The organism is Serratia marcescens (genome assembly GCF_001902635.1).
In the GTDB taxonomy this organism is placed as follows: domain Bacteria; phylum Pseudomonadota; class Gammaproteobacteria; order Enterobacterales; family Enterobacteriaceae; genus Serratia; species Serratia marcescens_F.
On record NZ_MJAO01000001.1, the window covers coordinates 94,983 to 115,574 of the forward strand.

Annotated in this window: 18 protein-coding genes and 1 tRNA gene; 11 read left to right on the forward strand and 8 right to left on the reverse strand. The window is 59.9% G+C overall.

What is annotated here, in order from left to right:
• Window position 1 precedes the first annotated feature (1 nt).
• Complete coding sequence (locus tag BHU62_RS00495) at window positions 2–1,015, forward strand: Ldh family oxidoreductase (protein WP_073528646.1); 1,014 nt, start codon at window positions 2–4, stop codon at window positions 1,013–1,015.
• Window positions 1,016–1,133: 118 nt separating this feature from the next.
• Here BHU62_RS00495 and BHU62_RS00500 read toward each other — a convergent pair whose 3' ends face one another.
• Window positions 1,134–1,562 carry a universal stress protein gene (locus BHU62_RS00500; RefSeq protein WP_073528647.1) on the reverse strand — a complete coding sequence of 143 codons (429 nt, stop codon included), beginning with the start codon at window positions 1,560–1,562 and terminating at the stop codon, window positions 1,134–1,136.
• A gap of 762 nt (window positions 1,563–2,324) precedes the next feature.
• On the opposite strand from BHU62_RS00500, the gene BHU62_RS00510 reads away from it, so the two are divergent.
• Entirely contained in the window at window positions 2,325–2,867 is a 543-nt protein-coding gene (locus tag BHU62_RS00510; RefSeq protein ID WP_073528649.1) for a hypothetical protein, read from the forward strand.
• A 127-nt stretch (window positions 2,868–2,994) separates the two neighbouring features.
• On the opposite strand, the gene BHU62_RS00515 is transcribed toward BHU62_RS00510, so the two are convergent.
• Window positions 2,995–3,297: a putative quinol monooxygenase gene (locus BHU62_RS00515; protein ID WP_073528650.1), complete on the reverse strand. Its 303-nt coding sequence runs from the start codon at window positions 3,295–3,297 to the stop codon at window positions 2,995–2,997.
• A 292-nt stretch (window positions 3,298–3,589) separates the two neighbouring features.
• On the opposite strand from BHU62_RS00515, the gene BHU62_RS00520 reads away from it, so the two are divergent.
• Window positions 3,590–4,093: a DedA family protein gene (locus tag BHU62_RS00520; RefSeq protein WP_073528651.1), complete on the forward strand. Its 504-nt coding sequence runs from the start codon at window positions 3,590–3,592 to the stop codon at window positions 4,091–4,093.
• A gap of 220 nt (window positions 4,094–4,313) precedes the next feature.
• Here BHU62_RS00520 and BHU62_RS00525 read toward each other — a convergent pair.
• Window positions 4,314–4,389: transfer RNA gene (locus BHU62_RS00525), tRNA-Lys, on the reverse strand.
• 349 nt (window positions 4,390–4,738) lie between these two features.
• Here BHU62_RS00525 and cycA point away from each other — a divergent pair.
• The gene (gene cycA, locus BHU62_RS00530) at window positions 4,739–6,139 is read left to right on the forward strand and encodes a D-serine/D-alanine/glycine transporter (protein ID WP_073528652.1); all 1,401 of its coding nucleotides are present in this window, start codon (window positions 4,739–4,741) and stop codon (window positions 6,137–6,139) included.
• Between the two features lie 52 nt (window positions 6,140–6,191).
• Here the strand turns inward: cycA and BHU62_RS00535 are convergent, their stop codons facing one another.
• A complete protein-coding gene (locus BHU62_RS00535) occupies window positions 6,192–7,115 on the reverse strand; it encodes a DMT family transporter (protein ID WP_073528893.1) in 924 nt (307 codons plus the stop codon).
• Window positions 7,116–7,182: 67 nt separating this feature from the next.
• Between BHU62_RS00535 and BHU62_RS00540 the strand changes: the two genes are divergently transcribed.
• The 6 genes from BHU62_RS00540 (at window position 7,183) to BHU62_RS00565 (ending at window position 12,119) form a co-directional block, all read left to right on the forward strand.
• The gene (locus BHU62_RS00540) at window positions 7,183–7,758 is read left to right on the forward strand and encodes a helix-turn-helix domain-containing protein (RefSeq protein WP_073528653.1); all 576 of its coding nucleotides are present in this window, start codon (window positions 7,183–7,185) and stop codon (window positions 7,756–7,758) included.
• A 116-nt stretch (window positions 7,759–7,874) separates the two neighbouring features.
• Window positions 7,875–8,345 carry a helix-turn-helix domain-containing protein gene (locus tag BHU62_RS00545; RefSeq protein ID WP_073528654.1) on the forward strand — a complete coding sequence of 157 codons (471 nt, stop codon included), beginning with the start codon at window positions 7,875–7,877 and terminating at the stop codon, window positions 8,343–8,345.
• Window positions 8,346–8,431: 86 nt separating this feature from the next.
• Entirely contained in the window at window positions 8,432–9,031 is a 600-nt protein-coding gene (wrbA, locus tag BHU62_RS00550; RefSeq protein ID WP_073528655.1) for an NAD(P)H:quinone oxidoreductase, read from the forward strand.
• 236 nt (window positions 9,032–9,267) lie between these two features.
• Window positions 9,268–9,582: a hypothetical protein gene (locus BHU62_RS00555; protein ID WP_016928271.1), complete on the forward strand. Its 315-nt coding sequence runs from the start codon at window positions 9,268–9,270 to the stop codon at window positions 9,580–9,582.
• Window positions 9,583–9,716: 134 nt separating this feature from the next.
• Window positions 9,717–11,177, forward strand: a complete 1,461-nt coding sequence (locus BHU62_RS00560; RefSeq protein WP_073528656.1) for a TrkH family potassium uptake protein — start codon at window positions 9,717–9,719, stop codon at window positions 11,175–11,177.
• A 141-nt stretch (window positions 11,178–11,318) separates the two neighbouring features.
• Window positions 11,319–12,119, forward strand: a complete 801-nt coding sequence (locus BHU62_RS00565; protein WP_073528657.1) for a DNA/RNA non-specific endonuclease — start codon at window positions 11,319–11,321, stop codon at window positions 12,117–12,119.
• Between the two features lie 49 nt (window positions 12,120–12,168).
• Here BHU62_RS00565 and BHU62_RS00570 read toward each other — a convergent pair whose 3' ends face one another.
• Together BHU62_RS00570 and BHU62_RS00575 are read right to left on the reverse strand one after the other, a co-directional pair.
• Entirely contained in the window at window positions 12,169–15,249 is a 3,081-nt protein-coding gene (locus tag BHU62_RS00570; RefSeq protein ID WP_073528658.1) for a MexW/MexI family multidrug efflux RND transporter permease subunit, read from the reverse strand.
• A gap of 10 nt (window positions 15,250–15,259) precedes the next feature.
• Window positions 15,260–16,345: an efflux RND transporter periplasmic adaptor subunit gene (locus BHU62_RS00575; protein WP_073528659.1), complete on the reverse strand. Its 1,086-nt coding sequence runs from the start codon at window positions 16,343–16,345 to the stop codon at window positions 15,260–15,262.
• Between the two features lie 145 nt (window positions 16,346–16,490).
• On the opposite strand from BHU62_RS00575, the gene soxR reads away from it, so the two are divergent.
• Complete coding sequence (gene soxR / locus BHU62_RS00580; protein WP_073528660.1) at window positions 16,491–16,964, forward strand: redox-sensitive transcriptional activator SoxR; 474 nt, start codon at window positions 16,491–16,493, stop codon at window positions 16,962–16,964.
• Between the two features lie 40 nt (window positions 16,965–17,004).
• On the opposite strand, the gene BHU62_RS00585 is transcribed toward soxR, so the two are convergent.
• Together BHU62_RS00585 and BHU62_RS00590 are read right to left on the reverse strand one after the other, a co-directional pair.
• On the reverse strand, window positions 17,005–18,081 hold the full coding sequence (locus BHU62_RS00585; RefSeq protein ID WP_073528661.1) for a fimbrial protein: 1,077 nt from the start codon (window positions 18,079–18,081) through the stop codon (window positions 17,005–17,007).
• An 18-nt stretch (window positions 18,082–18,099) separates the two neighbouring features.
• Window positions 18,100–20,592 carry a fimbria/pilus outer membrane usher protein gene (locus BHU62_RS00590; RefSeq protein WP_073528662.1) on the reverse strand — a complete coding sequence of 831 codons (2,493 nt, stop codon included), beginning with the start codon at window positions 20,590–20,592 and terminating at the stop codon, window positions 18,100–18,102.

Sequence of the window (20,592 nt, forward strand, 5' to 3'; positions counted from 1 at the left end):
GATGACGCCTATGCACACCTTATCGCTGGAACAGGCTTACCAACTGGCGCTGCGCGCACTGCGCAGCAACGGCTTCAGCCAGGCGCACGCCGAGGCGGTGGCGCAGAATGTCACCCAAGGCGAACGCGATGGCTGCGCTTCGCACGGATTGTATCGGGTGTTGGGCTGCGTGCGCTCGTTGCAGGCGGGCAAGGTCTCCGCCGATGCCCATCCCAGGCTGTTCGACCAGGCACCGGCCATCTTGCGCGCCGACGCCGGCGGCGCGTTTTCCCTGCTGGCTTACCGCGCCGCCCTGCCGGCTTTTATCAGAAAGGTGCGCGCCAACGGCATTGCCGCTTTGGCGATCAACCGCTGCGTGCATTTCTCCGCGCTGTGGGCCGACATCGAACCGCTTACCGAGCAGGGTTTGGTGGCTCTGGCCTGCACGCCCAGCCACGCCTGGGTAACACCGGCCGGCGGTTCGCGTCCGCTGTTCGGCACCAACCCCATCGCCTTTGGCTGGCCGCGCCCGGAGCGGCCGCCGTTTCTGTTCGACATGGCCACCAGCGCAGCGGCACGTGGCGAAATCGAACTGCATCGGCGCGCCGGCACCCCGCTGCCCGAAGGCTGGGGCATTGATAAGGCAGGCAACCCGTCCACCGATGCCGCCAGCGTACTGGAGGGTGCGATGCTGACCTTCGGCGGCCATAAGGGCTCGGCGCTGGCGGCGATGGTTGAATTGCTGGCCGGGCCGCTGATCGGCGACATGACCAGCAAGGAATCGCTGGCCTACGACGACGGCACCGGCTCGTCGCCTTACGGCGGTGAGCTGATCATCGCGCTGGATCCCGAGCGCTTTCTCGGTGCGGATAAAGCGAAATATTTCGCCAAGGCGGAGGGAATGTTCGCCGATATGCAGGCGCAAAGCGCGCGCATTCCTGGCGCGCGGCGCTATCGGCAGCGGCGTCACAGCGAACAATACGGCGTGGAGATCCCCAAGGGGTTGTACGACGAAATCGCGGCGCTGTGCGACTAGCGGCCCGCGCCGCCAGCTTGGCGCGGGGTCATACTGACCCTGCCTGAGCCGGATCGCTGTGCCGATCGTTTCTGATAAGCCCCTAACGGCATAGCGATCCCACTTCGGATGGGGAGGGTTACCTGACCACCATCACCGAGATATTGGCATGACGCACGATGGCGGCGGCGTTGGAGCCCAGCAGATAGGTTTTCACGCTTGGGCGACGCGAACCGATAATGATCAGATCGGCGTCGATCTCTTCCGCCAGTTCCAGGGCCTGATCGCGCGCGGAACCGAAGCTGACGGTGTAATTGAGGCGATCCAGCGGCAAATCAATTTCCGACATGATTTTCTTCAGCTTATCTACCGCTTTCACTTCCGCCTGATTTTCAAACTCCTTAAGACCAAACGAATAGGCGGTCACAAAGGCCGAAGCGTCCGGCAACGCATGGAAGAAATGCACTTTGGCACCGGACATCTTCGCCAAATATTCCACATGCTTCAGCGCATGGTCGGTCAACAGATCCTCTTCAATATCTATCGGCACTAAAATGGTCTTGTACATATCACATCCTTTCTAGGTAAACCGGGTACCTACAGAGTACTGCCACCCACAGGCGCGGTGAATCGCTTTGTCGCGCTTTTGTGATCGGAGGTAAATACTGATACGGACAATTCTTGTTTTAACAAAAATATAAACATCTCGCCGCTAACCGATAGGCGATTAATGATTTATATCTCGCGATTAAATAAGCGGCAAATAAGCTGCTTTGGCGGCGGCCGGCCTGCACGCATGGAGAGAATGCGCCGCCATATTGCCACGCCGTAAATAATTACCGGCCGATACGCCACAAAAAATAATATGCACGAAGGACAGCGCGAAATTAACAAATTATTACGGCCATTTGATCACGTCCAGCCTGATGGCCACTGCCCCTTTGCACTCACTCCCCGTCCGAGCCGCGCTATTCTCCCACAGCTCATTTTACGCAGCCCGCACTGCAGAGCTGCGATACACTGCCGGCAGCCATAATGTGCTGACGCTAATAAGGAAAACAATGCGCCATTCGCCTCTGTTGCCTCCCAGGCCGATCCCGCGCCCGTTCACGGCCAACGATCTGCCCCACTTTATCGTCTATAGCAATCCCCCCGACATAGCGTGCAGCCAGAGCAGGAGCGGTTATCGTGTAGCGCGCATACGCAACCTTCGCGCCGCCACGCCAGGCCATGAGGCCCGCTGGGGGCAAAACGCGTTCTTCAAAGGCCCATGGGCCGGCGAATTCGGCCTCGTTATGCGGCAAAGCGAACGATGGGAGAGCAAAAAAACATGACGTTGTTGAATAAATACCTCGGGCAATATCAGTTCGCGGAGCGACATGAGATCGCCATCGCCGCACCGCGGTCCCGGATCATGGCTGCCGTGGCCGCCTACGACCCCAAACACGATCGTTTTTTCCGCAGCATGATAGCGTTGCGAGAGCTACCCGCGCGGCTGATACCGCGCCAGACGCCCAGTCCACCGCCGTTTGGCCTGCATAATTTTTGCCTGCTTGAGCAGAATGAAGCTGCGCGGGTCTATGGCCTGATCGGCCGCTTTTGGCAGGCCGAATACGGCCTGGAGAAGGTCGCTGACGGGCCGGGATTTTTGGCTTTCGCTCAGCCCGGCGTCGCCAAACTGGCGCTGGGTTATGTCGTGAGTCCTCTGCAGGACGGCCGCTGCCGCCTGGTGACGGAAACGCGTATCTTCTGCCCCGACGACGCCAGCCGGCGGCGATTCACCCCCTACTGGTATACTATTCGCCTGGTCAGCGGGCTGATACGCCGCCGTATGTTGCACGCCATCAAAACAGCCTCTGAGGTTACGCCGTAAAATCATTCGTGTTCTTAATGTATTTAGGAGCATTCTCAGCGCGCATATCGAGTTTAGTGGTTATTTTTTAATCATTATAAGATGCATTGAGAAGCCATTAGCCCCGCCCTCAGCGGGGCCTTTTTCATCACTCGCTTTCCAATTCAGGAAATGCCTGCATAAACATAAAGGTGCAAGGCTTGCGCTGATACTGATTAATCTGTGGCACCAACCGGGTGAAATGTTCAGTCTGGCAATGCAGGTCCAGGGCGGCGCGGTCCGGCCAACTTTCGATAAAAATGAAATGCCCGGGATCTTGCTGGTCGATGCACAACTCATAAGTGATGCACAGTGGTTCTTGTCGGGTTTTCTCCACCAGCTCGCGATACCACGGCATGACGGTTTCAATGTGTTCCGGGTGAATGAAATCTTCAGCGATGACCTTAAGCATGTGACGCTCCTGCATTTTATTTGTCGTGCTTCACCTTATCTCGCCACCCGCCGAGATGAAAGCGCAACGCCGCAGGCCAATGACCTCTCTCCCGATTCAGTGATTGCGCACGCAGATCTCGATCACCGCGCTTGCTCTCGTAAGCCGCACCTGAACGTTCTGATTAACAAAACACGGCCCCCCACGAGGGCCGGTAAGATGCGGAGATTGCCGGCTAGCGGCGCGCTATTTAGCCATTATTGAACCTGCAGATGGGACACTGACACTCAGCCCCCTCGCCCGCAGGTGTTAAATGGATGAGTTGACGCAAATTATCGCCAAATACAGCCCGGAACCGGAGATGTTGCTGTTGTTGATTTTCCTGTTCGCACTGGGGAAATCCGTAATCTTCGTTTCTTCTGTGCTGCCGCCCGCGTCGGCCACACTGCTGATGGGCATTCTTGCGGGCAAGCACGCGCTGCCCGCCGGCGCGGTTTGGGCGGCCATCGCCTGCGGCGCCGCGTTGGGATCGATCCTGTCGTTCCACGGCGGCGCGCTGCTGTGCCGCCGCGATCTCAGCGGCCGGCTGCCGGTGCGCTTTCACGCGCCGCTGAGCAAAGCGCAGTATGTCTTGCAAAAGAGGGGGTTGCCGCTGTTGTTCGCTTCGCGCTTTCTGGCGGTGATGCGCTACACCGTACCGCTGATGGCCGGCATGTTGAAACTGCCGTTGGGGCGCGTCTATGCCACCGCCACGCTCTCGGCCGCCGTTTGGGCACTGGCCTTGATGTCCGCTGCGCATTTATTCCCCGTTTTTTGACCTGAAAGATTCTTGGGCAAATATCCCCTCCATGTACCGACGTTGCGCCAGCGCACAGCCTCCCTTGCCGTATAAAGTAAGGTGCAACACCGCAGTTTGCGCCAGATCACCTTTCTGAACATCAGTCGAAAAATGCGAATTTTTTTGCAGAATGCGCGCTTAAAACGGCGCAATGCGGGAACTGGCTGCGAAAAGTCTGAGCGTAACACGCTGATTTAGTTGGTGGGTCGTACAGGGTTCGAACCTGTGACCAATTGATTAAGAGTCAACTGCTCTACCGACTGAGCTAACGACCCAACGCGATAAATTGTCCTCCTCGCCGGCACAACTGTCAAACGCTTACACCCATTACTTTTTCTCATGCGAGTTTTACAACCCTTTGTTTAATCAACTAGATAAGCCGCATAAGGTCTGTTAATCCCACGTTTTGAAGAGTAATCTTCCGCTCCCTGAACGTCCGATTTGCCTCCTCCGTGTAAAGATTGATCGACTTTTATCCCGCGTATAAATGTTGCAAACATGTTGCACAAAGGTGGCGTTATTGCACTACCTTACTAAAGCCGGGCCAACCGGATAAATGTATAAAAAAGAGCCACTTCAGAGCTCGCGACTTCACTAATGACAGGTAAAACAGGACATCATCAGATGGTAGATCATTCCAAAATAGCGACTGACGCGACGCCCGCTTCAGAAGATCATCTACGGCGAGACCTCACTAACCGACATATTCAACTGATCGCCATCGGCGGCGCCATCGGCACCGGTCTATTTATGGGCTCAGGTAAAACCATCAGCCTGGCCGGCCCTTCGATCATCTTCGTGTACATGATCATCGGCTTTATGCTGTTCTTCGTGATGCGCGCCATGGGCGAGCTGCTGCTGTCCAATCTGGAATACAAATCGTTCAGCGATTTCGCTGCGGATCTGCTCGGCCCGTGGGCCGGATTCTTCACCGGCTGGACCTACTGGTTCTGCTGGGTGGTCACCGGCATCGCCGACGTCGTGGCGATCACTGCCTACGCCCAGTTCTGGTTCCCCGGGCTGTCGCAATGGATCGCTTCGCTGCTGTGCGTGCTGTTGCTGCTCGGCCTTAACCTGGCGACCGTGAAGATGTTCGGCGAAATGGAATTCTGGTTTGCGATGATCAAAATCGTCGCCATCGTCGGACTGATCGTCGCCGGGCTGGTGATGATCGCCATGCAGTTCCAGTCGCCGACCGGCACCGTGGCCTCATTCACCCATCTGTGGAATGACGGCGGCATGTTCCCGAAAGGCATCAGCGGCTTCTTCGCCGGCTTCCAGATTGCGGTATTCGCCTTCGTCGGCATTGAGCTGGTGGGCACCACCGCCGCAGAAACCAAGGATCCGGAGAAATCGCTGCCGCGCGCCATCAACTCGATTCCGATCCGCATCATCATGTTCTACGTGTTCTCCCTGATCGTCATCATGTCGGTGACGCCGTGGAACTCCGTGGTGCCGGACAAGAGCCCGTTCGTTGAACTGTTCGTGCTGGTCGGCCTGCCGGCCGCGGCCAGCGTGATCAACTTCGTGGTACTGACCTCCGCCGCCTCTTCCGCCAACAGCGGCGTGTTTTCCACCAGCCGCATGCTGTTCGGATTGGCGCAGGAGGGCGACGCGCCAAAATCGTTCGCCAATCTGTCCAAGCGCGCGGTGCCGGCCAACGGCCTCACCTTCTCCTGCATCTGCCTGCTGGGTGGCGTGGTGCTGATTTACCTGATCCCGAACGTGATGACGGTCTTCACCCTAGTGACCACCGTATCGGCGATTCTGTTCATGTTCGTCTGGACCATCATCCTGTGCTCGTATCTGGTCTACCGTAAACAGCGCCCGGCGCTGCACCAGAAATCGATCTACAAGATGCCGGCCGGCAAACTGATGTGCTGGGTATGCATGGCGTTCTTCGTGTTCGTGTTGGTGCTGCTGTCACTGCGCGAAGACACCCGCCAGGCGTTGATCGTCACCCCGCTGTGGTTCATCGTGCTCGGCCTGTCTTACGTGTTCCTGCGCAAGAAGAAAACCGCATGATGCAAAAAGGGGCGGATATCTCCGCCCCTTTCTTCTTTTTTGTGCCTCTGCGCTAATCCGCTTCCGTCGCCACCGCCGCTTTATCCTTGCGCCGCACGCGCAGCTCGCTGACTACCACCCCAACCACGATCAATGCAGCCCCCAGCAACGCCACGCCCGGCAAACGCTCGCCGGCCAACCGCCCGACGATACCCGCCCAGACCGGCTCACCGGCGTAAATCACCGTAGCCCGCGTCGGCGACACGCTGCGCTGCGCCCAGTTCATGGTCAGCTGAATCAAGGCGCTGGCCAGCCCTAGCCCAATGGCGCTATACAGCAGGTAATCCGAATACGGCGGCGGCGATTCGCCGGTCGGCGCCATCATCAGAAATGAAGCCAGCGAGGCGGTCGCCAGCTGTACGATGGTCACCCGGCGAATGTTCACTTTGCCGGCGAAGGCGCCGATCAGAATGATCTCCGCCGCCATCCCCAGGGTACCGGCCAGCGTCAGAATTTCGCCGAGGCTCAGCGTCATGTCGGTGCTGCTCGGCGCCGCCAGCAGCATCAGGCCGGTAAAGGCCAACAGAATGCCGATCCACGACATGATGCCGGGGAACCGCCCCAGCACCAGCCATTGCAACAGTGGCACGATCGGCACGTACATGGCGGTGATAAACGCCGATTGGCTGCTGGTGATGGTCTGCAGGCCGACGGTTTGCATGCTGTAACCAAACATAATCGCCAGCCCAATCAGCCCGCCTGCCTTCAGTTCATACAGGGTCAGGCCGCGCAGCACGCGCAGCGAAAACAGCGTCAGCGCCAGCGTGGCGGTGGCGAAACGCAGGCCGACGAAAAAGAACGGCCCGCTGACCTGCATCGCGTGATGCACCGCCAAAAAGGTGCCGCCCCAGATCATGGTGATAAAAATCAACACCGCTTCCGGCAGCCTGATTTGCGGAACCACGGCGGAAATAAAGGATTTTTTTGCTGCTGACACCGGCTTGCCCTTCTTGCTGGGTGCAATATAATGCACAGATCCTGCCAGTATGAGATAAAGCCCGGCGATGAGCAATACGGCACATAACGTGAAAAACGATCCCCCCAAGGTGCTGCAGTACCTGAGCAGCAATCTGCGAAGCTACCGCCAACAGGCGGGTCTGAGCCAGACGGCGCTGGCCGAACTTTCCGGCGTAAGCCGCCGCATGCTGGCGGGCATCGAGGCCGGCGACCGCAACGTCAGCCTGGCGGTGCTCGACAAGATCGCTGCCGCTCTGGCGATTTCCTTTACCGATCTGATCCAGGCGCCGGAGGCGCGCGGCAGCCATCTGGTGGGGGAACTGGCCTGGCAAGGCACGCAGCCGGGCAGCCAGGCGCTGTTCGCCGCCAGCGTGCCGGCATGCCAACGGGCCGAACTGTGGGAATGGACGCTGATGCCGGGCGAGCGTTATGACTCGGCACCGGACGCCGCAGGCTGGAGCGAAATGATTTACGTGATTGCCGGTACCCTGACGCTGGAGCTGGAACAAGATACGCTGACGCTCACCGCCGGCGTCTCGCAAACCTTCAACAGCGATCAACGCTACGCTTACGTCAACCGCAGCGATCTCCCCCTGCGGTTTATCCGCAACGTTGCCTTCTGACGGCCGCCAACCCGTACCGGCGGCGGATGTCGTGTCGCTGTCGTGCCGCTGTCGTGGCGCCGCTCCCCCGCTCGCCCTACACTGAATGACAGTGACAGCGAACTCAGGAGCGCACCATGCAAAAGTACCGCATCAGGCCATTACGTCTGGAAAAAGGCTGGTCGCAGGAGCAGCTGGCGACCATCGCTGGCCTCAGCACCCGCACCGTACAGCGGATTGAAAACGGCGAACAGGCCAGCCTGGAAACCTTGACCGCGATCGCCGCCGCGCTGGGCGTGCAGGTCAGCGATCTCAACGCGCAGCCGCAGCCGGAAACCCCCAATGACGTGAGCGAAGAACAGCGTATTCGCCGGCAGGTGGCCGCAGAAAGCAAACTGCTGAGCATGGCGGTGCGCTTCGCCTTTATCGGCGCGCTGCTGTTCGCCATCAACTGGTTCACCCACCCGCAATATCTCTGGTCGCTGTGGGCGATCGGCGGTATGAGCATCGCACTGATCATGCGGGCGGTGCGCACCCTGCTGCTGCGCAATGTTTTCAGCCGCTGGCAACAGCAGCGGCTGGAGCAAAAACTGCGGCGTTTGCCCTGAACCGGCCATTCGGCAAGATCAAATTCGTCATTCGCTTCTATGCTTATCAGGGGATTCAGTTAATCATCTGAGCGGGAGTACGGAACATGACGAAAGTGTTGGTGCTTTATTACTCGATGTACGGCCATATCGAAAGCCTGGCACAGGCGGTGGCCGAAGGGGCGAACCGGGTCAACGGCGTGGATGTGACAATTAAACGCGTGCCGGAAACCATGACGCCGGAAGCCTTCGCCAAGGCCGGGGGCAAACAACATCAGCAGGCGGCGGTCGCCAGCCCGCAAGAGCTGGCGGACTATGACGGCATTATCTTCGGCACGCCGACCCGCTTCGGCAACATGGCCGGGCAGATGCGCACCTTCCTCGATCAGACCGGCGGCCTGTGGGCTTCCGGCGCGTTGCACGGCAAGGTGGGCAGCGTCTTCTCCTCCACCGGCACCGGCGGCGGCCAGGAACATACCATCAGCTCCACCTGGACCACGTTGGCGCACCACGGTTTCATCATCGTGCCGATCGGCTACGCCACGCCGGAGCTGTTTGACGTTTCGCATGTGCGCGGCGGCACCCCTTACGGCGCCACCACCATCGCCGGCGCCGACGGCTCACGGCTGCCGAGTAATGAAGAGCTGACCATCGCCCGTTATCAGGGCGAACACGTAGCGAAAGTTACCGCCAAGCTGAAAAGTTAAGCGGCCGCCATTTACCCACCACTCAAAGGGGCCGCGCATTCGCACGGCCCCATCTTGTTGCCGACCCGCGGCAAGGTTAGAATGCCCCTCCCCCGGCCATTCAGCGTCTGAAGGCCAGGCCCGAATTCGTTCTGCCCGTGTTCATCGGCCTCGGCCGAAGGACGGGCGTTCTGTTTTTTGCGCACAGCGAAGGGAATAAGTCAGTGTCTAAAGATTTTGATGAACTAATAAGAGACATGGATCTTATTATTGAAAATGTAGACAGCTTCAAGGCTCTGGCTCCGCGCGCGCCCGAGCCGGCCCCGGCACCGCCGCCGCCGGTTCATCACTACGACTCGTTCTGCGAAAACATCGCGCTGAAAGTGGTGTTGAAGGTGCTGCTGTCTTCGGTGGACAAGATAGTCAAAGTGCAGATCGCCAACAAGGTCGAGCAGGAGATCGCCCAGATAGAGCAGCAGGTGGTGCGCGCCGGCGGTGGCCCGGTCTCGCCGGACGATTTGGCGCAGATGACGCACTATGTGCGTCGCACCGTCAACGATCTGCTGGAATAAACCGCGCCCCGGTGAGAAACACCGCCATACTTATTCGGCGATATGAATTTTTACGTTATTTTTATATCGCCTGCTTTATGCTTGATACACTTCAATAAATTGACGCATTGTCGGCAGGCATTCCGAGCAACAGCATGGTCAGAACCAAACAAATCCTGGTCGTTATTCATCTTTGCAGCTTTTTGGTCCTTCTTTACAGCCTTTCAATGATTCCCCCCTTGCTGATGGGCCTGTTGTATAAAGAAAAAAGCGCCTTCTCGTTTTTCTACACCCTGGTGCTCGCCGCGACGCTCGGCGGATTGGGCTGGTTCAGCACCCGGCAGTCGAAAGTGCAGCTGCGTACCCAGGACGGCTTTCTGATCATCGTGATGTTTTGGCTGCTGTTTTCCGCGATCAGCGCCCTGCCGCTGTGGCTGGATGACACGCTGAACATCCGGCTGGTTGACGCGATGTTTGAAGGGGTCTCCGGCACCACCACCACCGGCGCCTCGGTGCTGAACGACGTCTCTAACGTACCCAAATCGTTCCTTTATTATCGCTCGCAGCTCAATTTTGTCGGCGGCCTTGGGGTTATCGTGTTGGCGGTGGCCGTACTGCCACTACTCGGTATCGGCGGCGCCAAGCTGTATCAGTCGGAAATGCCCGGCCCGTTCAAAGAGGAACGCCTGACGCCGCGTCTGGCCGACACCTCGAAAAACCTGTGGCTGATCTACCTTGGCCTGGGGTTGGCCTGCACCGTCGCCTTTCGCCTGGCGGGCATGCCGTGGTTCGATGCGTTGTGCCACGGCATCTCCACCGTGTCGCTCGGCGGATTCTCCACCCGCAACGAAAGCCTGGGATATTACGACAGTTCGGCAGTGGAGATGGTCGGCGGTATATTCTCCATTCTGGCGGCGGTGAACTTCACGCTCTATTTCGTCGCCGTCGGCCGCCGCAGCCTGAAACCGCTGTACCGTAACCCCGAGCTGCGCTTTTTTCTGCTGATCCTGGCCATCGTCGTGGCGGTCGTGTGTATTGAACTGTACCGCTCCGGCATGTACGGCGCCAAGGATGCCTTCGTGCACGGTTTTTTCCTCACCAGCTCGATGATGACCGATAATGGCCTGGCCATCGCCGATTACACCAAGATCCCGTCCCACACCATCATGCTGCTGCTGGCGGCGAGTTTTTTCGGCGGCTGCGTCGGTTCCACCTGCGGCGGCATTAAGGCGCTGCGTTTTCTGATCATGTACAAGCAAAGCCGGCTCGAGATCAGCCAACTGGTGCATCCCAACGCCATGTTCACCATCAAGGTCGGCAATGCGCCGATCCAGGATCGGGTGCTGCGCTCCGTCTGGAGCTTCTTCTTCCTCTACGTGCTGTTCACCTGCCTGTTTATCTGGCTGCTAAATCTGATGGGCTATGATCTGGTCACCGCTTTCGCTACCGTCGCCGCCTGCATCAACAATATGGGACTGGGGTATGGAGAAACCGCCGCCGGCTTCGGCACGCTGAACGACGCGGCGAAGTGGCTGATGTGCGCCGCCATGCTGCTCGGACGCCTCGAGATTTATCCGATGCTGATCCTTTGTTCACGCGCATTTTGGCGTTTTTGATGCCTGGGGTTGGCGTTTCGCTCTGCCAACGCTGATACATTCACGACATGAATGTATTGCATTGTTGTATTCGTTTCACTGCGATAAGTTTAATTCACTGTAAATATATACAGTATCATTTAACTTATTGAGGATATGAATATGCGCTTTAACAACAAGATGTTGGCCCTGACCGCCCTGCTGTTCGCCGCACAGGCGTCTGCCGACACGCTCGAATCCATCGACAACTGTGCGGTAGGCTGCCCGACCGGCGGCGGCAGCAACGTATCTATCGTGCGCCATGCTTATACGTTGAACAACAACAGCAGCACCAAGTTCGCCAACTGGGTGGCCTATCACATCACCAAAGACACACCGGCCAGCGGCAAGACGCGCAACTGGAAAACCGATCCGGCGCTCAACCCGGCGGACACTTTGGCGCCCGCCGATTACACCGGCGCTAACGCGGCGCTGAAGGTCGATCGCGGTCATCAGGCGCCGCTGGCCTCGCTGGCGGGCGTTTCCGACTGGGAATCGCTGAACTACCTGTCCAACATCACGCCGCAAAAGTCCGATCTTAACCAGGGCGCCTGGGCGCGGCTGGAAGATCAGGAACGCAAGCTGATCGATCGCGCCGACATCTCCTCGGTCTATACCGTGACCGGGCCGCTGTATGAGCGCGATATGGGCAAACTGCCGGGCACCCAGAAAGCGCACACTATCCCCAGCGCTTACTGGAAGGTGATTTTCATCAACAACAGCCCGGCGGTAAACCACTATGCCGCGTTCCTGTTCGATCAGAACACGCCGAAGGGTGCCGATTTCTGCCAATTCCGCGTGACGGTGGACGAGATCGAAAAACGCACCGGCCTGATCATCTGGGCCGGTCTGCCGGACGACGTGCAGGCCTCGCTGAAGAGCAAGCCCGGCGTCCTGCCGGAGTTGATGGGCTGCAAGAACTGACGAAAAAACCCGCCGAGGCGGGTTTATTTTTCGCGCGGGCGCCGGTGGTTTACTCCGTCAGCGCCTTTTGTGCCGCGGCCAGCTCACGCTGGCGGGGTGAGGCCACCGCGTGATCGCGCGCCAGCAGCGTATACACCGTCGGCAGCACGAACAGGGTAAACAGCGTGCCCACCAGCATGCCGGACACGATCACCAATCCCAGACCGAAGCGGCTGGCGGCGCCGGCGCCGCTGGCGAACAGCAGTGGGATCAAGCCGAACACCATTGCCCCGGTGGTCATCAGCACCGGCCGCAGGCGAATTTGCGCCGCCTGCAAAATCGCGGCGCGCCGCGCCAACCCCTGATGCATCTGCAGTTCGTTGGCGAACTCCACCATCAGAATACCGTGCTTGCTAATCAGCCCGATCAGGGTCACCAGCCCGACCTGGGTATAGATGTTCATCGTGGCATAACCCAGCGCCAGCGGTAGCAAAGCACCGCAGATCGACAGCGGCACGGTGATCAGGATAATCAGCGGATCCTTCAGGCTTTCGTACTGCGCCGCCAGCACCAGATAGATGATCACCAACGCCGCCAGGAACGCGAACGCCAGTGCGCTGCCCTCCTGGGTATATTGGCGCGAGTCGCCCTGCCAGTCGTGGCTGAACCCGGCCGGCAGCGCATTCGCCTGCCGTTCGAGGAACGCCACCGCTTCCCCCATCGAAACGCCGGGCGCGGGAATGGCCTGCAGAGTGGCGGCGTTCTGCTGGTTAAACTGGGTCAGCTTGTTCGGCTCGACCTTGACGGCCACCGACACCACGGTGGAGAGCGGCACCAGCGTATTGTCCTGCGTGCGGACGTATTGCCGCGCCAGCGCCTGCGGCGTCAACCGTTGTTCGCGCAGGCTCTGCGGGATCACGTCATAGGCGCGCCCGTCCATACCGAAGCGGTTGAGGTAGTTCTCCCCCACCAGCACCGCCAGCGATTCGCCGATGTCGCTCATGCGGATCCCCAGACTGTTGGCTTTGGCGCGATCGATATGCACCTCCGCCAGCGGGTTGTTGTAGTCCAAATCGCTGTCCACCACCATAAACAGACCGCTGTTTCTGGCGTTCTGTTTCACCTCTTCCATAGTGCGGTACAGCTGCGGGTAGTCCTGCGGCGTGCGCAGTACCATCTGCACCGGCAGCCCGCCGGTGGAGCCCGGCAAGGCGGGCAGCTGGAAGGCGAAAATGCTGGTGCCTTCGACGTCGTTCACCGCCCGTTGCAGATCGGCCTGCACCGCCGACGCCGAGCGCTGACGCGCCTGCCACAGCGTCAGGTTGATGCCGCCGATACCGGATGCGGTGCCGTCGCTGCCGTTGATGATCCAGCGGCTTTCGGTTTCCGGCATGCGGTTGTAAACCTCGTCCAGCTTGTAGGCAAAGCGTTCGACATAGTTCAGGTTGGCGTGCTGTGGCGCCTTAATGGCGGTCAGTACGATGGCCTGATCCTCGGTCGGCGCCAGCTCGCGCTGCGGCATCAGATACAGCAGCGGCAGGCTGATCATCACCAGCAGCGCCAGCGCGCCGGTCACCCAACGGTGGTGCAGCGAGAAATCCAGCGCGCGCGCATAGCGCCGCGTCAGGCCGCCGAAGACCCCCTCGGCGGCGCGCGCCACGCGCCCTTCGCGCTGTTTGGCCGGCAATAGAAGAGAACTCATTACCGGCGACAGCGTCAGCGCCACCACGCCGGACACCACCACCGCGCCGGCCAGCGTCAGCGCGAACTCGCGAAACAGCGCGCCGGTCAGCCCGCCCATCAGGCCGATCGGCGCGTAGACCGCCGCCAGCGTCAGGGTCATGGCGATCACCGGCCCCGCCACCTCGCGCGCGCCGATCATCGCCGCCGCCAGCGGCGTTTTCCCCTCTTCGATATGACGATGCACGTTCTCCACCACCACGATGGCATCGTCCACCACCAGGCCGATCGCCAAGACCATCGCCAGCAGCGTCAGCAAATTGACGCTGAAGCCGAAGGCCAACATCAGCCCGGCGGCGCCAAGGATCGACAGCGGAATGGTCACCACCGGGATCAGCACGGTGCGCAACGATCCCAGACACAGGTAGATCACCGCCACCACGATCACCAGCGCTTCGAGCAGGGTATGCACGACTTCATCGATCGAGGCCTGAATAAAGCGCGCGGTTTCGAACGCCAGCGCCATCTTCACGCCCGGCGGCTGCATCTTGTCGATCGCCGGCATCAGGTGACGAATGCCGTCGACGATCACCAGCGGGTTGCCGGTCGGCGTGGGGAAGACGCCGAGGAACACCGCCGGTTCGCCATCCATCAGCGCGCTGGTTTCCGTCGTCGCGGCACCCAGCTCCACGGTGCCGACGTCCTTCAAGCGCACCAGGCCGTTGCCGTCGTTACGCACCACCAGATTGCGGAACTCCTCCACGCTGGTGAGATCGGTGTTCACCCGCACGTTGGCAACCACGTATTGCCCTTTCACCTTACCCGGCGCCGCCTGGTAATTGTTGCGCCGCACCGCGTCGGCCACGTCGGCGGCGGTCAAGCCGCGGCCAGCCAGCCGATCGCTGTCCAGCCACAGGCGCATCGCCATTTTTTGCCCGCCGAACACTTCCACCTTGGCGACGCCGTCGATGGTGGTGAACATCGGTTCCACCACCCGCGTCAGGTATTCGCTCAGCGCCGGCGTGGACAGCGTTTTACTGGAGAAACCGACATAGGCCACGGCGGTGGCTTCACCGGCGGAACGCTCAATCACCGGATCGTAAGCCTGCTCCGGCAGCTTGTAGCGCACCTGGTTAACCTTGGCCATCACCTCGGTCAGCGCCTGGGTGGAATCGCGGTTCAACGCCATGCGCACCGTTACTACGCTGCGCCCCTGCACCGATGAGGAAGAAAGGTAGTCAACGCCCTCGACGGACGACACCGCCTGGGCGATCGGCTGCGTGACAAAGCCCTGCATTAACTCGGACGACGCGCCGGGATAATCGGTGCTGATGGTGATGGTCGAGTTTTCCAGCAGCGGGTATTGGCGGATCGGCAGTTGGCTGAGCGCCAGCGCGCCGAACAGCAGGATCAGGGTGCTGACCACCAGCGCCAGCACCGGCCGGCGCACGAACAGATCGGTAAATGTCATCGGTCTCTCCTCAGGAACCGGCCTGGGCGGCGTTCAGGGTATCCTGCGCCACCGGCTCGGCCGCCATGCCGTCGCTCAGCTTGAGCTGGCCCGAAGTCACCACCCGATCGCCTTCCTGCAGGCCGTTGATAATCTCGACACGCCCGTCGTTGCGCTCACCCACGGTGACCGAGACGCGCTTGACCGTCATGCCCTTTTCACCCTGCTGCGCCAGGAACACAGTATCGCCGTACGCCGTATAGGTCAGCGCCGTTTCCGGCACCGTCAGCACCGCCACACGCTGCTGCTGCGTGACACGAATGCCGGCGTACATGCCGGCCTTCAGCAATCCCTCACGGTTGGTCAACGTCGCCTGCACCTGCACGGTGCGGGATTTGCCGATCATCGGATCGATAGCGCTAATGGCGGCGGGGAAAGCGCGTTCGGGATACGCCCCAACCTGCACCGACACCGCCTGCCCCAGCGCCAGCCCGGCGCTGCTTTGTTCGTCCAGCGAGAAGTTGACCCGCAGCGTATCGGCGTCCACCAGGCTCGCCACTGCTTCGGCGGCGTTGAGATATTGCCCTTCATGCACGCGGCGAATGCCGATGGTGCCGGAGAACGGCGCGCGGATTGCCTTTTGCGCGATTTTGGCCTGCGTTTCCTGTACCGCACCGAGCGCCATATCCCGTGCGGCCAGCGCATCGTCCAGCTGTTGCCGCGCGGTGGCGTTGAGGTTCATCAGTTTGCGCATGCGCGCCAGCAACAGATCGGCATTGCGCAATTGTGCCTGCAGGCGCACCAACTCAGCCCGTTCGACCGCATCGTTGAGCTGCACCAGCAGTTGCCCCTGCCGCACCGTTTGGCCGGACTCAAACAGAATGCGCGTGATGCGGCCGCTGGTCTCCGCGGCCACCTCCACCTGGCTGGCCGCCTCCAGTTCGCCCACGCCGGCATAGCTGCGCGCCGCCTGTTCACGCAAAGCGGGTGCCAGCGCCACTTTCACCGGCGGATAGGCCAGCGCGTCTTCGGTTTGCCGCGCGGTGGATCGCATCGCTACCGCAGCGACGGCGAGCGCCGCCAGCAGCGCGGCAATAATGAGGTATCGTTTCATCATGTAACGGTTTCTTCCTGATTTTACAGCTAAAGCCATCCTTCCCCCGACGCAGCGCAGGCAGGTGACGAGAGATGCCGGTTGCCAAGCCCGGCTGGCTGCACTATAAAACCTCAGGTTAACTTGAGGTCAAGCTGAGGAACGCTGAATGGCAAGAAATGAACCGATTGACACCCATCGGCTACTGACCGTGGGGGAAGTGGCGAAGCGCAGCGGCGTGGCGGTGTCCGCTTTACACTTTTACGAGAGCAAGGGGCTGATTCAGGCGACGCGCAACGCCGGTAACCAGCGCCGCTACGCGCCAGTGGTGTTGCGCTACATCGCGGTGATCAAGATCGCGCAAAGCGTGGGCATTCCGCTGGAGGAGATCCGCGCCACACTGGGCCGTTTTCCCGCCGGCAGCAAGTTGACTTCAGAGCAATGGGGGATGTTGTCTTCGGCCTGGCGTAAAACGCTGGATGAGCGCATTCAACGCCTGACGATGCTGCGCGATCGTCTCGATAGCTGCATCGGCTGTGGCTGCCTGTCGCTCACCGACTGCCCGCTGCGCAATCCAAACGATATTTGGGGCCAACAGGGTGCCGGCGCGTATATTTTCGAACACCCGGGCGAGCACCGGTGAGCGAATACGGTAGCGCACCAGCGCTCTCAGCCCATCCCTCTCAGGGATAGATGATGTTCAACGTGGCCGAGGTGTTGATTTCCCCCTGCGTCACGCCATCGCGCTGATAAGGGTAATAATAAGCGCCCATGCCGATGGTGAAGCTACTGTTCAGGCTGCCGCCGGCGGCGACGTGAAACAGTGAGGTGGCGCCGCCGCGATCGACGTTGGAGGGCGACACCACCACTGGCGAACTCGGCATGTCGCGTTTAACCAGGCGCAGCCCTACCCCTTGTGCGCCGCCCGCGTTGGCATTGGTCAGCACGCTGGCGTCGGAGGCCAGCAGGTTATTGCTGGACAGGAACATCTCAACGGCGCGATCGGCGATGCCTTCCTGCTGCATGTTCTGGCAGCTGATGTTCAGCGAGAACGGCGTGTAGCCGGGTTGGCTGTTATTCAGCACCTGCGCCACGCCCATTTTGGGCAATCTGACCGTCAGGCCGGCGTTGTCGAAACGGCAGGTGGTGGTTTTCGGCGCGTACCTCACCGTCATCGGTTGACCGTACATATCACGGTCGTCATAAGGCCATTTTCGAAAACCGCTCGCGATCCACGACAGCAGTTTGCCCAACATTTTTAACGGCCAGCCAATAATCTCTCCCAATGACATACCGCTCATATCACTGACAAACAGCACGTCTTCAAAGGGATAACTATCGCCATTCACCAACAACCCGTCTTTGGGTTTTTGTACCAGCGAAAAACGGATCGTCATCATCGTATTCAGTTCGCTGGCCGAATGGCTTCCCGCCCCTCTTAACGTAATATTCTTGATGTCATTGGTGATTTCAGCACGTACCCACTGCTTACCGTCATTGAAACCGATGTAGGTGGCATATTTATCTTTCGGTGACAGCACCGGCGTATAGGAAAATTCAAATTTGCTGCCTGAGCAACGGAAAGTCCCGCTGTACTGTGTCGACGCCTGGTATTCCCATACCGGGTTAGCGGCGCTCAGTTTGTCAGAAAGATCGACGAATAGCGCAGGGGCATATTCAATGCCCCTGCCATAGCAGGAAGCATAGCTATAGCCGCTGAACAGCCCGGACAGCAGCAGCAAAAAAATCAGCCTGATCATAGGTTCGGTTATCCTGTATTAGCGGCAAACGCCGGGCGACGCGTCGAGCGTCAGAATCGGTTTGGCGATGCGGCAACTGCCGTCGCGCAGTTGCACCGTCAACGCCGCTGGCGGCCGTTCGGCGCGCAGGTACAGTACGCTGGCCTGGCCGACAAAGCCGATCGACCGGCCGTTTTCATCCAGCACTTCGGCGCCGAACGGCAGCGGTGCGCCATCGGTACGCTGCGCCCGCAGCTGGTATGGCCGACGTTGATCGGTGTCGAATTTCAGGTAGCTGACCGCGCCGTAGTAAGGCACGTGGTTAGCAACGTTGCCGTTGATTTCCGCCCCGCTGCTGTGGCCGGTATCCGACAGCGTGACCGAGTTTTGCCGGTACGGCGTGGCGTAAGGCACCAGCGCCAAGCCCTGCGTGTTGGTGACGATGCTTTCGTCGCCGTTAACCATCAGCCCCTCGGCCTGCGGCGCTTCCACCACCGTCATGGTGTTGCCGATTTCGTTCGACGCCAGCACATGCCAGGGGATCGCCACCAGGCTGCCACGCGCGCTGAGACCGCTCTGGCGATAATCGTTACCTTCGCTGTAGGAGACGCCGAGTGTCGAGACACTGGTGCGATAGGCCGCATTGACGCTGGCCATGTTGTCGCCGCCACTGCGGTTGCTGCCGCTCAGCGCGTAGCTCAGGCGATTAGATTCCAGCGCGTTGCCGCTCAGGCTGACCGTGCTTTGCTGATAGTGAGCGTCCGTCGCCGACAGGCCGGTGCTGAGGTAGGCGTTGTTGTCGAACACCGACAGCGGCAGGCTGAACGACAGGTAATAACGCGTCTCTTCCTCACGCTGGCTGTTGCGCACCCGGCTGGCAGAAACGGAGTAGCTGACGCGCCCCAGATTGTTGGAGTACCCCAACTGATATTCACGGCTTTTCGCGTTGGCCGTCCAGTAATCGCGCTGGGAGCCGGAGAAGAACAGCGTGCCCCACCCTTCGTTCAGACGCTGGTTCAGGTTAAGCGTAAAGGTATTTTTCGGCCGCGCGGAACGCAGCGCATCCCAGGTGTTCATGTCCAGTTCTGATAAGCCGTCCTCGTCGCGCCAGCGATCAAACTGCCGTTCCAATTGGCGATAGCCGTCATTGGAGTAGACGGCGTCGGTAAAGCTGTAATAACCGCGAGTGGAGTAGCGGTAGGCCGCCAGCGTAAAGTTGGTGGCGGTGACGTCGAGAAATTTACTGTAGGCGATGCGGAAGCTCTGCCCGCTTTCGCGGCGGTCTTTCAGGCGGGTGTCGGCATGCGTCAAATCGATGGACACCGCCCCTATCGGCAGGTTCCAGCCGCTGCCGAGCAGCCAGGCCTGATAGTCGCCGCTCAATATGCTGCCGGCATAGCCGGTCACCAGGTTGCTGAACCCGTACTGCAAGGTACCCTGCACAAAGCCGGGATCGTAATCGGTATTGCTTTCGTTCACCTTGCCGGCCAGCACGCTGTATTGGCTGACACCCTGTTTCAACATGTTGGGTACGGCGGAAAACGGCACGCTGAACGACTGTTCGCGCCCATCCGCCTCTTTGACCGTCACCCACAGATCGCCCGCCGAGCCGGTCGGCTGAATGCTGTCGAGGGTAAAGGCGCCTGGCGGCACGTTTTCCTGGTAGATCACGTTGCCGTTCTGCACCACTTTTACCAGGGCGTTGGTTTGCGCCACGCCCCGCACGATCGGTGAAAAGCCCTGCTGCGAGTTGGGGCGCATGCTGATGTCCGAGGTCAGCGCTACCCCGCGGATGCGTACCGAGTCGAACAGATTCCCCGGCGAATAAAAATCACCGACGGTCAGGTTGGATTTGATATCGGCGAAGCCGCGCTGCAGATAGCGCGTATTGTTCTGCCAGTGGCTCCCCCGCCCGCTGCCGTGGCGAAAGCTGCTGCTGTCACGAAATTGCCAACCGGCGAGATTGATCCCAGATTCCAGCCCGGTATAAAAATCGTCATTGTTGCTGCGATTGCCGTCGCCGCGCGACTCGGCGTGGTAGTAGGTCGCGTTGTAGGCCAGCGTCAGCGCGGAGATGCCGCGATTCCAGAAGGCCGGATCCACGTATCCCGCTTCCGACCGATTGACCCGCGCCTGCGGCACCGTCAGCCGCAGGCTCAGCGCGCCGACGTCCATATCGAACCGCCCGCCCTGTACCAGCGTGGCGACCGGCAGCGTCGTCCGGGGAGCCTGAGGCATCGGCAACTGGCTCAGATCGATGCCCAGTCGCTGCGCATCCTGATAATCGATTTGGATATCGTCACGCTGCGTCCCAAACAGCAACGCATAGCGCCCTTTCCAATAATGGTTGACATACACGTCGATCTCTTGCCGACCGGCGGGCATGTCATTGTTAAGGTAAAAACGCGAGAGATCGGAATCGCGCGATTCGCCGGCCAGCAGCGAAGTATCGAACGTCACCGCCCAGACCTTATCCGGCAACAAGAATGAAGAGGCGGTCAGCAGCGAGAGGACTTTTTTATTCAGCTTCAT